The sequence below is a fragment of the Nitrospirota bacterium genome (genome assembly GCA_040757335.1).
Lineage (GTDB): Bacteria > Nitrospirota > Nitrospiria > 2-01-FULL-66-17 > 2-01-FULL-66-17 > JBFLXB01.
In genome coordinates this window covers 15,735-28,438 of sequence record JBFLXB010000038.1, presented here as the reverse complement: position 1 = coordinate 28,438, position 12,704 = coordinate 15,735, and the positions used below count along the sequence as shown (strand labels likewise).

Here is a 12,704-nt window from a genome sequence, read left to right as displayed (position 1 = left end):
GCGGACCTCAGGGTCCGCGACGAGCAGGGCGGGCTACTTCCGTTTCGACGCTTTTCCGGTCAACAGCCAGTCCACGCTGACCTTTCCGAAATCGGCGATACGGAGCAGCAACTCCGGGTTCGGGACGCGGCCGCGTTCGTACCGGCTGATGTAGTTCTGTTTCTTCACGCCGATGACTTTGGCGAACTCCGTCTGCGTCATCGACCCGCGAATCTCCCGGATCCGTTGACCGACCTGGGCGGGCGAGTACTTCTGCATGGCTGGCCTCCTCATGAGCATTTCAAACCCAAGACGCGGTATGCTGACAGCGTATATCTAAAAACACTGTACCGGAGTATACCGGAGCATTTCAAACCAAGTCAAGACGCGCGCGGGCTTCGCGCGCGGCCCGCGCCGGACGCGGCTGCTCGCGCGAGTTCGCGGCGGACAGACTCCATGTCCTCGGGAAGGGGGACGCTGAACGCCAGAGGACGGCCCGTAATCGGGTGAAGAAATCCGAGGTGTTGCGCGTGCAGCATCTGACGCCGCACCGACACGCCAGGCGGAGGAAGCGCTCGCCGTCCGCCATACACCGGATCTCCCAGAACGGGATATCCTCGATGCGCCATGTGGACCCGAATCTGGTGCGTTCGTCCGGTCTCGAGCGTGACCGCCACCAGCGTCGCGTGTCCGAAACGCTCCACCACCTCGTAGTGACTGACGGCCCTCTTGGGGCTGGTGGTTCGGGGTGAGATCTTCTTGCGCTCCCAGACGTCCCGGCCGATCGCCACGTCGACGGTTCCTTTGCGGGGGCGCACGTCGCCGGCCACGATCGCGAGATACCGACGAGCGATCGTGTGGCTTTTGAACTGGCGCATCAGCCCCGAGTGCGCGGCGTCGTGCTTGGCGGCCACCAGAAGGCCCGACGTGTCCTTGTCGAGTCGGTGGACGATGCCGGGCCGTTCGGTTCCTCCGATCACGGCGAGACCGCGGCAGTGGTGCAGTAGGGCGTTGACGAGCGTGCCGGAGGCGTGGCCCGGCGCGGGATGCACGACCAACCCCGCGGGTTTGTCGATCACCAGGAGGTCGTCGTCCTCGTACACGACGTCCAGGGGGATGGCTTCGGCGTGGAGGCGCTGGGGCCGCGGAGGCGGGTGACGGATCGTGATGCGATCGCCGGGGCGTATCAAATAGGATGGCCTCACGCGACGCCCGTTGACGTCGATCAGCCCTTCCTCAAGGCCGCGCTGCACCCGCGATCGCGACACGGGCAGTCCCTGGCGCGCCAGAAACCGATCGATGCGATCCGGCGCTTCGCCGGCTGAAACCGTGACGATGGTGGACGCCACCCCGGCGTCCCGCGCGGGCGATTCGGCGAGGCGCTCCATGCGGCGGTCTCAGGAGTCGGCGGCCTGGCGAACGTCGGGGCGTCGTTGCAGGAGCACTTGGCCCAGCAACATCACCATCCCGACGGTGATCCCGGAGTCGGCGACATTGAAGACCGGCCAATGATATCGGCCGATGTAGAGATCGATGAAATCGATCACCTCGCCGTGACGGAGGCGGTCCACAAGGTTCCCCAGGGCCCCGCCCATGATGAGCGACAGCGCGCTCAGCGTCCACCAGTCGCCCTGCTCCACGCGACGCAGAAACATCGTCACCAGAGTCAACGCCACCGCGGAGATGACGAGAAAGAACCAGCTCCGAAAAGTCGGGTCGGCATCCGCGAGCAGGCTGAAAGCCGCCCCGGGATTTCTCGTGTAGGTCAGGCTCACGGACGGCACGATGGGGATCGATTCGTGCAGCGTCATCGCGCTCTGCACCACGGCCTTGGTGGCTTGGTCGGCGACGACGAGCAGGCCGCTGATGGCGGCGGCCGACAGGCCCGGTCGCCACGGAAGCTTGAATGGGCGCGCGTCCCGTGGGGTCATTGGCCGCCGATCACCCGTGCGCAGCGTCCGCACAGATCCGGGTAACGGTGATCCGACCCCACGTCGGTCCGGTAGATCCAGCACCGCCCGCATTTGACCCCCGGGGCGCGCGTGACCGTCGCGGCAAGGTCTGTGGTGAGCGCGTCGGCATCCGCCGGGCGTCGCGCCGAGGGTTCCACCGTGACGGCGGAAACGATGAACAACTCGGGCAGTTCACCGGCGTCGCGTTCCAGTGCGTCGCGCAGGATGCCGTCTGCGTATAGCGCGACGCGGGCCTCCAGCGACGAACCGATCACCTTGGCCGCCCGCGCGCGCTCCAACGCGCGCGCGACGTGGGCGCGGACGTCGAACAGCCGATCCCATCGGGCCGCGTGGTCCGGCGCCAGCTCCCATCCAGGAACGGGCCGGGGGAACTTGCTGAGGTGCACGCTGGCCGCAGTGCGGGACGCGGCGGGCAGGTGGCCCCAGATCTCTTCGGCGGTGAACGACAAGATCGGCGCCATCAAGCGAACGAGCGCCGAGAGGATCGAATCCAAGACCGTCTGCGCAGCCCGTCGTTCAGCCGAACGCGACCCCTCGGTGTAGAGGCGGTCCTTGAGGATGTCAAGGTACACCGCGCTCAGGTCCACGGCGCAGAAATTGTTGAGGGCGTGAAACACGGTGTGAAACTCGTACGCGTCATACCCGGCGCGCACCCGCGAAATCAGCAGCGCAAGGCGATGCAGCGCCCACCGGTCGATGTCGTGGACGCGATCGAGCGTCACCGCGTCGTGGGCGGGGTCGAAGTCCGCCAGATTGGCCAGGAGAAACCGGCAGGTGTTGCGGATCTTCCGGTAGGCCTCCACCAGTTGGGTCATGATCGCGGAAGAGATCCGGATGTCGTCACGGTAATCTTCAGCCGCCACCCACAACCGCAGCAACTCGGCCCCGTGCTGTTTGATGACTTCCTGTGGGGCGATGACGTTGCCGGCTGACTTGGACATCTTCTTCCCCTCGCCGTCCACCACGAACCCGTGGGTCAGAACCGTGCGGTAGGGCGCACAGGGGTCCGTCAGCAGCGAGGTGAGCAGGGTGCTGTGAAACCATCCGCGGTGTTGGTCCGATCCTTCGAGGTAGAGGTCGGCGGGCCACACCAGTTCCGGTCGTTGCTTGAGCACGGCTGCGTGGCTCACCCCGGACTCGAACCACACGTCCAGAATGTCGCGCTCGGTTTCAAACCGGGTGTGGCCGCAGGACGCGCACGTGCTGCCCGGAGGGACCAATTCCTCGGCGGGCTTGGTATACCACACGTCGCTGCCGCCCTCACGTTCCATCTGCGTGGCGACATGATCCGCGATGGCGCGGCTGTGCAGCGGGGCCCGGCACTTCCCACACGAGAACGCCACGATGGGCACGCCCCACGCGCGTTGTCGCGAAATGCACCAATCCGGGCGGTTGGCCATCATCCCGACGATGCGATCCCGTCCCCACTTCGGCACCCACGCCACCCGGTCGATTTCCTCCAGCGCGCGTTGTCGCAGTGTTTTGCCGTCATCGGTGATCGCCTGATCCATCGCGATGAACCACTGTTCGGTCGCGCGGAAAATGACGGGTTTCTTGCACCGCCAGCAATGCGGATACGAGTGTTGGATCGTCGTCTCGGCCAGCAGCCGTCCCCGCTCCTTGAGGAGGGTGATGATGGGACTATTCGCGTCAAACACCCGCTGTCCTGAAAACCTTTCAGCTTCCTGAGTAAAACGTCCCAGGTGGTCCACTGGTGCGTAAACGGGCAAGCCGTACTTCAGGCCGACCTCGTAGTCTTCCTGACCGTGTCCCGGCGCTGTGTGGACACAGCCGGTGCCTTGGTCGAGGGTCACGTGCTCGCCCAGGATGATGGGCACGTCGCGTTCCAACCAGGGGTGTCCGCACACGACGCCCTCAAGGTCATCCCCGGCCCACGCTCCCTCCGTGACCTCATAAGAGCCTGGGTCGACCTCTTGGAAGACTTTGATGCACGACTCCGCGAGTCTTTGCGCGAGGATGAGATCGCCGAAGGGCGTCCTGACCAGGCGATAGATCTCGCGAGGATTCAGGGCGATGGCTTGATTGGCCACCAGTGTCCAGGGCGTCGTCGTCCAGATGGCGACGAACGTCCCCCGGCTCGCATCGGCGGAGAACTTGCCTTTGGGATTCTTGACCGGAAACTTCACGTAGATCGACGGCGACGTCCGATCGGCGTATTCCACCTCGGCCTCTGCGAGTGCGGTCTCGTCGTGCGGGCACCAGAGAACGGGTTTTTTGCCTTTGTAGACATTGCCGGTCTCGACGATCTTACCGAACTCGCGGACGATGGTGGCTTCGTACTCCGGCGTCATCGTGAGGTAGGGCCGCCGCCAGTCCCCGAGGACCCCCAGGCGTTTGAACTCGTCTCGTTGGATATCAACGAACCGTGCGGCGTACTCCCGGCAGCGTTGCCGAATGTCCAGAACGCTCATGCCCGCCTTTTTCGCCCCGAGGTCCTTGAGGACCTGATGTTCGATTGGCAGGCCGTGGCAATCCCATCCGGGAACGTAGGGCGCATCGTTCCCCTCCATCGTCCGGTAGCGTACGATGATATCCTTGAGGATCTTGTTCAAGGCGTGCCCCATGTGGATATGGCCGTTGGCATAGGGCGGCCCGTCGTGGAGCACGAACTTGGGCGCGCCGCTCCGAGTCGTCCGCAGCGATTCGTACAGGCGGTCGGTCTCCCATCGAGTGACCGTCGCGGGTTCCTGCCTGGCGAGGTCGGCTTTCATGGGAAATGCCGTGGTGGGAAGATTGAGCGTGTCGCGGTATGCCTTGGAGGCGTCAGCCATGCCCGATCCTAGCAAGCGCCCGGAAGGTGTGTCAACGCGACGGCTGGCCGGCCGGAGGTTGGATCAGGCCCGCGGCCACCCACTGTTCGGCCTGGCGATACCGTTCCGGTGTGCCGATGTCGATCCACGGCGCATCGGTCAGGTATCCCATCAGCGGGGCTCCGCGCTCGACGATCGCGATGTAGGCGTCGGTGATCGGCGAGAACGCCCCGGCGGCGGGGAGGTCTGCAAAGACGCGGGGGTCGACCACGTGAATCCCCGTAAACATCACCTCCTCGATGGGTACGGAGGCCTGCGGCCCGCGACCAAGGAAGCGACGAATTCTGCCGGCGTGGTCGATCTCAAGCGCGCCGTAGGCGGCGACCTCCGGATCGCGACGCACCACGAGCGTGGCCAGCGGCCGTGTCGCGAAATGGGCGCGGATCACGGCGTTCGGGTCGACCGCGGTGAGCACGTCGGCGTTCACCACCAAAAACGGGCTGTCCGCGAAGAACCGCTCGACGCGTTTCAGCCCGCCGCCGGTTCCGAGAATCACGGGTTCCTCGGAGTAGGAGATCTTGAGGCCGAAGCGTTCACGACCAACGGTTTGCCTGATACGATCCCCCATGTGGTGCAGATTAATCATCACTTCGCGCACTCCGGCGGCCGCCACCCACGCCAGGGTGTAGTCGATCATCGGGCGGCCGGCAATGGGCAGCAGCGGTTTGGGGATGCGGTCGGTCAGGGGGCGGAGCCGCGTCCCCAGGCCGGCCGCCAGAATCATGGCCTTCACGTGAACTCGGGAACGTACGGGGCGAGCAGGTCGCGAAGCTCCGCGAAGTCCGAATAGGTGGCCAAGACGCGCCGCGCCGACCGCAAAGTCGGCGTGACGTACGGTAAGTGCGTCGGACGCCCCTTCACTTTCTCGATGTAGATGAAGCGGCCAGCGGCTTTCAGGTTGCGCTGGAATCCGCTGACGTCGAACAATCGGCGGAACGCCGCCGGGTCCGGCGGTTGGTGTTTCGTGCGGGCCAAGTAATATGCGATCAGGTGGTTGATCAACCCTTCGTCGAGCGAGACGTAGGAGTCCCGGAGAAGCGAAGCCAGGTCATAGGTCCGCGGTCCGGTCAGTGCGTCCTGAAAATCAATGACTCGCAGGCGATCATTGCTCAACATGAGGTTGCGGCTGTGGTAATCGCGGTGCACGAACACCGGGGGCGCGGCTGCGAGTTCTTCGGCTACTCGAGCGAACGCGCGTCGGATGGCCTCTCGGGGCGTGTCGGGGACTGGTGCGCCGGTCCGGGCCTCAATGCCGTATTCCAGGAAGTGATCGAGTTCCCAGAGCAACAACGGCTGATCGAACCTCCGCCCAAAGGCCACGCAGCCGCTTTGCTCGTGGGCTGCTCCAGGTGTTTGCAGCGTCACGAGTTCATCGATGGCCTGCCGGTACAACGCTTCGATGCGCTCCGGAGAGGCTCCAGCGACCGCGTCGAATAAGGTGCGATCTCCGAGGTCCTCGAGGATCATCCGGCCGGCCGCCGCGTCATAGGCATGAATCGCGGGCACCGCAACGCCGCGTCCGACAAGGTAGCGTTGGACGTTGACGAAGGGCAACTCGTTGATCGTGGTATCGCCTCCGGACACCGCTTCCTCCGAGCGCTTGAACGCCTCTGGTTCCGCCAGCTCCATGAGGACGACGGTCGCCGGTAGGGTGCCGGGCTTTAAACGGATGCGTGAGTAGGTGCGGTTGGAAGCGTCGCCCTTGAGGCGTTGGCACCCCACAACCGGGTCCGGGAGTCCGGCGCTGCGAATCAGGCCGTTGAGGTCATCGATCGTGGGATCGCGACGTGTCGACCGAGCTGCTGCCTGGGGGGATGTGATCATCGGGACGCGGCCATTCTGGGGACGCGGCCATTCTGCCATGAGGCCTTTTGGGTGTCAAAGTCGTTACCGGCACCTGCAGCGCCTTCTGTATCTTCCACCGTTGCATAGATGCCACTGCATAGATGCCACGGGTGTAGGGTTTCTGCAGCCGTTTGAGGGATGAAGCCTTGGAATTGGCCACCCCCAGGTCAGGCATGTTCCTTGCTCTCATAATCAAGGCCTCGGGAGGATCGACTGTGAAGGGACTCAACGAAGAGCGTCAGCAGACCATCCGGCGTCCGGTGTTTTGTGAGGGCATTGGGCTGCATTCAGGAGAACCCGTCTCGGTGTGGCTTCGCCCCGCGGCGCCCAATAGCGGGATCACATTCGTGAAACAGACACCGGCCGGCGCGATTTCGCTGGAGGCGCGCATTAACCAGGTTTCCCAGACGCGGCTCGCCACCAGTCTTGGTCAAGGGGACCGGGTTGTCCATACGGTTGAGCACCTGCTGGCCGCGGTCAGTGGGATGAGAATCGACAACCTCGTCATTGAGTTGAACGCGTCGGAGATTCCGATTATGGATGGCAGTTCGCAGCCGTTCGTGGTTGCGATCGATGAGGCGGGGGTCGTCCCGCAGCGCGCCACGCGATCGATCTGCACCATCACGCGTCCATTCGAGGTTCGGGACGGCGATGGGTGGATGGCAGCGGCTCCGGCCGCTGGTTTGGAGATTCACAACACGGTGGAGTATGACCACCCCGTGATCGGGCGGCAAGTATTCGAGTACCGAGACGAAGGACCCTCGGTCTTCGCCGCGACGCTCGCCGGAGCCAGGACGTTTGGCTTCGTGGCAGACGTCGAGCACTTGAAGGCCTCGGGTTACATCCAGGGGGGGAGTCTCGACAACGCGGTGGTGGTGGGGCCGATGGGCGTGGTCAACCGGGAGGGACTTCGTTGGCCCGATGAGTTCGTCCGCCACAAGACATTGGACCTTTTGGGGGATCTGACTCTTTTGGGTTGGCCGTTACGCGGGCGGATTAGCGCACACAAAGCCGGGCATCGGCTCCACGCCAAGTTCGCGGCGTATCTGACGTCCCATCCCGAATGCTGGACGGTGTCGCGAGCTGCGGAGGCTGCGGTTGAGATTTTCGAGCCGGCTGGGGTGCTTGCCGGGAAATAGATCGGCGGTGTTCGCGGTCACCCTACCGGGACACTAGGCATGTCCCAGTTCGTATAGCCCGGGGGCTCCTCACAGGAGGAGCCCCCGATCGCTTTGGCACAACAGCTTACTTCTTCTTTGCCTTTTTCTTCGCTGGTTTCTTTGCCGCCAAGCCTCATCACCCCCTTTCGTCAGCGCCCTCTGCGGACGCGACTGATGCTTCTGCCACGAACTCAAAGGTGTTCGGTGCGACTTTACGAAAGCGTTTGTCTCGCCGCAGGGAGATTGCGATCGAGGTGATCGGTGTTTTGGCCCGAATCCTGATCCCGCCCTCGACCAGTTTCCGGTAGAGCTCCCTGGCGTGCATCGGGGTTCCCGCCTCTTTAAGGAGAACGGCTGCGGCTTGAGGAACGCTCATCCCGAAGTACTTGGTTCTGCCCAGCAGAATTTCCTGGGATTGGTCGGGCTCATCCACCCCGCGGGTCCGATCGCGATCGATTTCTCCCGAGGAGCGCGCCTCTTTGGCGGCAACCCGCGACTTTTCCTGTTCGACCCGATAGAGGGTTTCAGCCAGTTCCAGGTACTTCTTGATGGTCTTGATTTCTTCTTCGAGCCGATCACGCTTTTTCTGCAGCTCCTGGAGCCTGGTTTTGTAGGCTTTTATGCGCTGGTCCAGGCCAGCGACGATGTCTTGCAGCTCTTCCATCTGTTCAACGCCCGTGACATAGCTTGATTTGATAGCATGCTGCTCAAGAAGCATGTAGCGAAAACATAGCAGTAGCAGTGCTTGTTGTCAAGAAAAATTATTTGCGGAGACTATAAAAATCTATAGAATCGTTCACCTGATGAGCTTATGTCAGATGCACGCTGCTTTAAGGGGAATACGACAAGGCATGAGATGCTCTGTAAATTCATGAGAACTGATCGCGGCAAGCGTGTGGTTGTGGCGATGTGCGCACTAGCAACAGCCATCCTTGCGTGCCAACAGACGGGGCAAACCGTTGGCCCTCCCGCACCGTCCCTGGGCGTGGTTCCACCAGTGACCCACCAAGACCGCGTGACAGTGACGGGTTCCAAGTCCAGCGGCAGTGGGATCGTGATCAATGGCTTTCAGCAGCTGCCGCCCAACGACCAGACGTTTTGGGCGCTTCCGGTCGATCTTGACTCCGAAGGGCCAAACACGTTGATCGTTCAAGCCATGGATGATCTAGGTAACCTCAGCGACACCGTGATGGTGACGATCCAGCGCGACACCCTGCCTCCGGATCCACCCACGGTCTCCGCGCCACCAAGTTCAATGACCAATCCGGTGACGATCACCGGGACAAAGGAGGCGGGAGCATTCGTCCGATTGAACGGCCGTCGTATCACCGCGGCTTCGAGCGATATCAACTGGACGTATCAAGCGACCCTGACGCCACCGCCTCCCCCTCAGACCGCGACCACCCTCACGCTGACCGCGGTTGACGCCGCGGGGAACGAAAGCGCTCCGGAATCAGTATCGGTGACGCTGACCGGGGCTTGCGTGGCGCCTTCGCGTCCGGTATTTCCTCTCGATGGCTACGCGATCCCGTGGGGTCGCGCGTTTTCCTGGACCCCGCAAGTCGGGGCGACCGGTTACGTCTTCGAGCTGGCGCTCTCACCGGCGTTCGACACCTTCGTGGTCTCGCCCCCCCCTGTCGTGGTCGACAGCCGGTTCGAACCTACCACCGCGTCGCCCCCTGTGGGGGTCTACTACTGGCGCGTCGGAACGATGGACGCGTCGTGTACCTCGTACGGTCCAACCCGAAAGGTGATCATCGGATCGACCACGGGCGATGTCACCGGCGACGGGTTCGCAGATATTTTCGTGGGGGTGTCCGGCGACGACCGCGCCGACCTGGAGGCTGGCGCCGCCTACTTGTACCAAGGGGGCGCGGTCCGAGACGTTCTGGTCGATGCGGTGATGACGGGGCAAGGCCAGTACCAAGCGTTTGGTACCGCGGTGGCGAAAGCCGGTGACATCGACTACGACGGATACGTGGACCTGCTCGTGGGGGCCTACAACGCGGACCGCGACGCGGACGCGGACGACAACAGCGGCACGGCGTATCTCTATTGGGGCGGACCCACGCCAGCCACCACACCGGGGTTGGTATTCCGCGGCGAGGCTGCGGGGGGCTCGTTCGGGGTGGCGGTCGCCGGAATCGGTGATGTGAACGGAGACGGTTATCCTGACATCGCGGTTGGCGCGTACCACGCTCCGGTCACCGCAACCTGCGGAGGCGGGACCGCAACGCTGTCCAAGGTCGGGAGCGTGTATGTGTTCCTTGGAGGGCCCCGCAACGCGATGGATGCGCTTCCCGACTTCGTCTTGGCCGGTGAAACTGCGGCGGATCCCGACGACCCGACGAGTGCGTGTCGTGGCGGCGATGAATTCGGTTTAGCGGTCGCGGGGCCGGGTGACATCAACGGGGATGGTTACGATGACCTTGCGGTGGGCGCGCGCTACTACGACGATCTTAGCGCTGGTCCCGCGGGCCAAGACATTGGCCGCGTCTATGTCTTTTTCGGTGGGCCGTGGTTCGCTGGTGTCGACGCCGCGCGCGCGGACGTGGTATTGACCGGCCTCTCCGCTGGCGACGAATTCGGGGCGACCGTCGCGGGGGCCGGTGACACCGACGGAGACGGTCTTGCCGATCTGTTGATCGGCGCTCCGCTTCAAGACGGGGTCGGCATCGACGCAGGATCGGTCTCGTGGTTCTTCGGGCGAGGAGACGGGGTGTCGCCTACCCCCGTTGAGATCGGCGGCGCTTCCGCCGAGGATCTCTTTGGGTCCGCCCTCGCCTCTGCCGGGGACATCAATGGCGACGGGCTCGCCGATGTCGTGATCGGGGCGTTCCGCGCGGGACCCACCGACAACGGATCCGCGTCCTACTTTCTGGGAAACACCGGTCGTATCGCCGGATCCCCAATCACCATCGTGGGAGAATCCACCCCCAACGACGGGGATCACTTCGGAGTTTCGGTCAGCGGGGCCGGTGACGTGGACGGCGACGGGTTCGATGATACGGTGGTGGGAGCCTGGCAGCACGACGTGTGTTTCGACCCGCTGAACGAGTTCTGCGACGACGCTGGCCGCGCCTACGTGATTTTGGGTCCCCACACGACCACCCGTAGCGCTGCGGGGGACCCTACGGACTGGTTGTTGAGCGGCTTTAATCTGCGAGACGGGTTGGGCGTTTCCGTCGACTGATCACTCCGTGGGCGGTGGTCCTGCCGAGCGCCCACGGCGGCGCTTGAGGAGCTCCCACACCGCGACCGCTTCCTCGGTTTTCCACGCCGTGTGCAGCAGCGCGTACCCCCCGGCTGAGGCGGTGATCGCCAGCGCGATCACCGCGATCTTGACGAGCCACGCCCCGGGGCGTTGCCACATCGCGAGCTCACTGACCACCCAACCGATCACCGCGGCCGGCAGACTGGCCCACAAGGCCAGTCCTGCCGACTGCGCCACGCGACGGCCTCCAAACGAGCCGAGCCGCCGGCGGAGGACGACCAGCAACGCCACGAAGTTCAACGCCGACGCGATCGCGGTGGCAAGCGCGAGTCCGGCGTGCGCGAGCGGTCCCATCAACACCAGGCTGAGGGCGATGTTGGTAAGCACGGACAGTGCGGCCACGACCACCGGGGTTTTGGTGTCTTGTCGGGCATAGAACACCGGGACCACCACGCGCACCCCGGCGAACGCCCACAGCCCCACCGTGTAGCACAACAACGCGGCCGCGGTCCCGGAGGTGTCCGCGGCCACGAACTTGCCGTGCTCAAACAACACGTGGATGATCGGCGTCCGAAGAGCGATCAGTCCCACCATGGCCGGGATGGTGATGAACAGAATCAGTCGAAGCCCGAACGACAACGTGTCGCGCAGCGCGGCCAAGTCGTGTTTGGCCGCGTGAGTGGACATCGTGGGCAACAGCGCGGTGGACAGCGCCACGCCAAAGACCCCGAGCGGGAATTGCACGAGGCGCATCGCGTAGTAGAGGTACGTCACGCTGCCCCGAGCGAGGTACGACGCCAGCAGCGTGTTGATGAAAATGTTGACCTGGGACACGGACAGCCCCACCAGCGTGGGAATCAGGAGGAGTCCCATCCGCTTGAGGCCGGGGTGATCGGGTTGCCACAGCCACCCCAACCCCATGTCGGCGCGGCGGAGGCTGGGTACTTGAACGAGCAGTTGCGCGAGCCCGCCGATGAACACGCCCCACGCCACGGCCAGGACCGGTTCGTGGAGGAACGGCGCGAGCAAAAACACCGCGGCGATGATCGAGAGATTGAACAACGCCGGAGACAACGCGGGGGCCGCGAACGCGCGCACCGAGTTCAGCACGCCCATCGCGAGCGCGGCCAGGCTGATCCACAGCAGGTAGGGGAACATGATCCGGGTGAGATCGGTGGTGAGCGCGGCTTTGCCCGGATCATCCCCGAAGCCGGGCGCAATGACCGCCACGATCCACGGTGCGAAGGTCACCCCCACGATCGTGACGGTCGCCACGCCCAGCAGGATCAGGCTGAACGCCGCCCGCGCGAGCCGGCGCGCCTCCTCCCGCGAGTCGGTGGTGAGCGTCTGAGTAAAGACCGGGACGAACGCCGCGGACATGGAGCCTTCGGCGAAGAGCTCGCGCAGCAGGCTCGGGATGCGATAGGCGACATAGAACGCGTCCGCCACGTGGCTGGCGCCGAACGCGCGGGCCACCACCATGTCCCGGACGAACCCCAACACCCGGCTGAGGAACGTGGCGGCGCCGATGATTCCGGCGGCTTTGACGACATGGCGGGTTTCGGTCATCGCGTCGCGAAGACGACGGATGACGTTCCGCCGCGCGTTTCGGGGCGGCCTCCAGTTCCGATGCTTGTGGTGTCGATCTTGCCTTCCTTGACTTCGATCACGTTAGCGTGCTAAAAATTTCCGCTTCATGCGG

10 protein-coding genes are annotated in these 12,704 nt (G+C 64.1%); 2 read left to right on the top strand and 8 right to left on the bottom strand.

Translation table 11 applies throughout. From position 1 onward, the window contains the following. Positions 1 to 33: 33 nt before the first annotated feature. From AB1451_15365 to AB1451_15340, 6 genes are all read right to left on the bottom strand, one after another. A complete protein-coding gene (locus tag AB1451_15365) occupies positions 34 to 258 on the bottom strand; it encodes a helix-turn-helix transcriptional regulator (GenBank protein MEW6684275.1) in 225 nt (74 codons plus the stop codon). A 101-nt stretch (positions 259 to 359) separates the two neighbouring features. Beyond that, complete coding sequence (locus AB1451_15360; GenBank protein MEW6684274.1) at positions 360 to 1,367, bottom strand: RluA family pseudouridine synthase; 1,008 nt, start codon at positions 1,365 to 1,367, stop codon at positions 360 to 362. A gap of 9 nt (positions 1,368 to 1,376) precedes the next feature. After that, a complete protein-coding gene (gene lspA, locus AB1451_15355; GenBank protein ID MEW6684273.1) occupies positions 1,377 to 1,910 on the bottom strand; it encodes a signal peptidase II in 534 nt (177 codons plus the stop codon). Beyond that, the gene (ileS, locus tag AB1451_15350; protein MEW6684272.1) at positions 1,907 to 4,744 is read right to left on the bottom strand and encodes an isoleucine--tRNA ligase; all 2,838 of its coding nucleotides are present in this window, start codon (positions 4,742 to 4,744) and stop codon (positions 1,907 to 1,909) included. The genes lspA and ileS overlap by 4 nt, the downstream gene beginning before the upstream one ends. 31 nt (positions 4,745 to 4,775) lie before the next feature. Next, positions 4,776 to 5,507 carry a nucleotidyltransferase family protein gene (locus AB1451_15345; GenBank protein MEW6684271.1) on the bottom strand — a complete coding sequence of 244 codons (732 nt, stop codon included), beginning with the start codon at positions 5,505 to 5,507 and terminating at the stop codon, positions 4,776 to 4,778. Between the two features lie 5 nt (positions 5,508 to 5,512). Beyond that, a complete protein-coding gene (locus AB1451_15340; GenBank protein MEW6684270.1) occupies positions 5,513 to 6,607 on the bottom strand; it encodes a phosphotransferase in 1,095 nt (364 codons plus the stop codon). Positions 6,608 to 6,843: 236 nt separating this feature from the next. Between AB1451_15340 and lpxC the strand changes: the two genes are divergently transcribed. Beyond that, positions 6,844 to 7,767: a UDP-3-O-acyl-N-acetylglucosamine deacetylase gene (gene lpxC / locus AB1451_15335; protein MEW6684269.1), complete on the top strand. Its 924-nt coding sequence runs from the start codon at positions 6,844 to 6,846 to the stop codon at positions 7,765 to 7,767. Between the two features lie 157 nt (positions 7,768 to 7,924). On the opposite strand, the gene AB1451_15330 is transcribed toward lpxC, so the two are convergent. Further along, positions 7,925 to 8,452, bottom strand: a complete 528-nt coding sequence (locus tag AB1451_15330) for an HTH domain-containing protein (GenBank protein MEW6684268.1) — start codon at positions 8,450 to 8,452, stop codon at positions 7,925 to 7,927. Positions 8,453 to 8,785: 333 nt separating this feature from the next. Between AB1451_15330 and AB1451_15325 the strand changes: the two genes are divergently transcribed. After that, positions 8,786 to 10,981 (top strand): VCBS repeat-containing protein, encoded by a 2,196-nt coding sequence (locus tag AB1451_15325; GenBank protein ID MEW6684267.1) that lies wholly within the window; start codon positions 8,786 to 8,788, stop codon positions 10,979 to 10,981. On the opposite strand, the gene murJ is transcribed toward AB1451_15325, so the two are convergent. Beyond that, entirely contained in the window at positions 10,982 to 12,571 is a 1,590-nt protein-coding gene (murJ, locus tag AB1451_15320) for a murein biosynthesis integral membrane protein MurJ (GenBank protein ID MEW6684266.1), read from the bottom strand. Between the last annotated feature and the right edge of the window lie 133 nt (positions 12,572 to 12,704).

What these genes read in the sequence shown, in the direction of transcription:
- AB1451_15365 (MEW6684275.1), bottom strand. Translation starts at nt 258, where the DNA reads ATGCAGAAGTACTCGCCCGCCCAGGTCGGTCAACGGATCCGGGAGATT.
- AB1451_15360 (MEW6684274.1), bottom strand. Translation starts at nt 1,367, where the DNA reads ATGGAGCGCCTCGCCGAATCGCCCGCGCGGGACGCCGGGGTGGCGTCC.
- lspA (MEW6684273.1), bottom strand. Translation starts at nt 1,910, where the DNA reads ATGACCCCACGGGACGCGCGCCCATTCAAGCTTCCGTGGCGACCGGGC.
- ileS (MEW6684272.1), bottom strand. Translation starts at nt 4,744, where the DNA reads ATGGCTGACGCCTCCAAGGCATACCGCGACACGCTCAATCTTCCCACC.
- AB1451_15345 (MEW6684271.1), bottom strand. Translation starts at nt 5,507, where the DNA reads ATGATTCTGGCGGCCGGCCTGGGGACGCGGCTCCGCCCCCTGACCGAC.
- AB1451_15340 (MEW6684270.1), bottom strand. Translation starts at nt 6,607, where the DNA reads ATGATCACATCCCCCCAGGCAGCAGCTCGGTCGACACGTCGCGATCCC.
- AB1451_15330 (MEW6684268.1), bottom strand. Translation starts at nt 8,452, where the DNA reads ATGGAAGAGCTGCAAGACATCGTCGCTGGCCTGGACCAGCGCATAAAA.
- murJ (MEW6684266.1), bottom strand. Translation starts at nt 12,571, where the DNA reads ATGACCGAAACCCGCCATGTCGTCAAAGCCGCCGGAATCATCGGCGCC.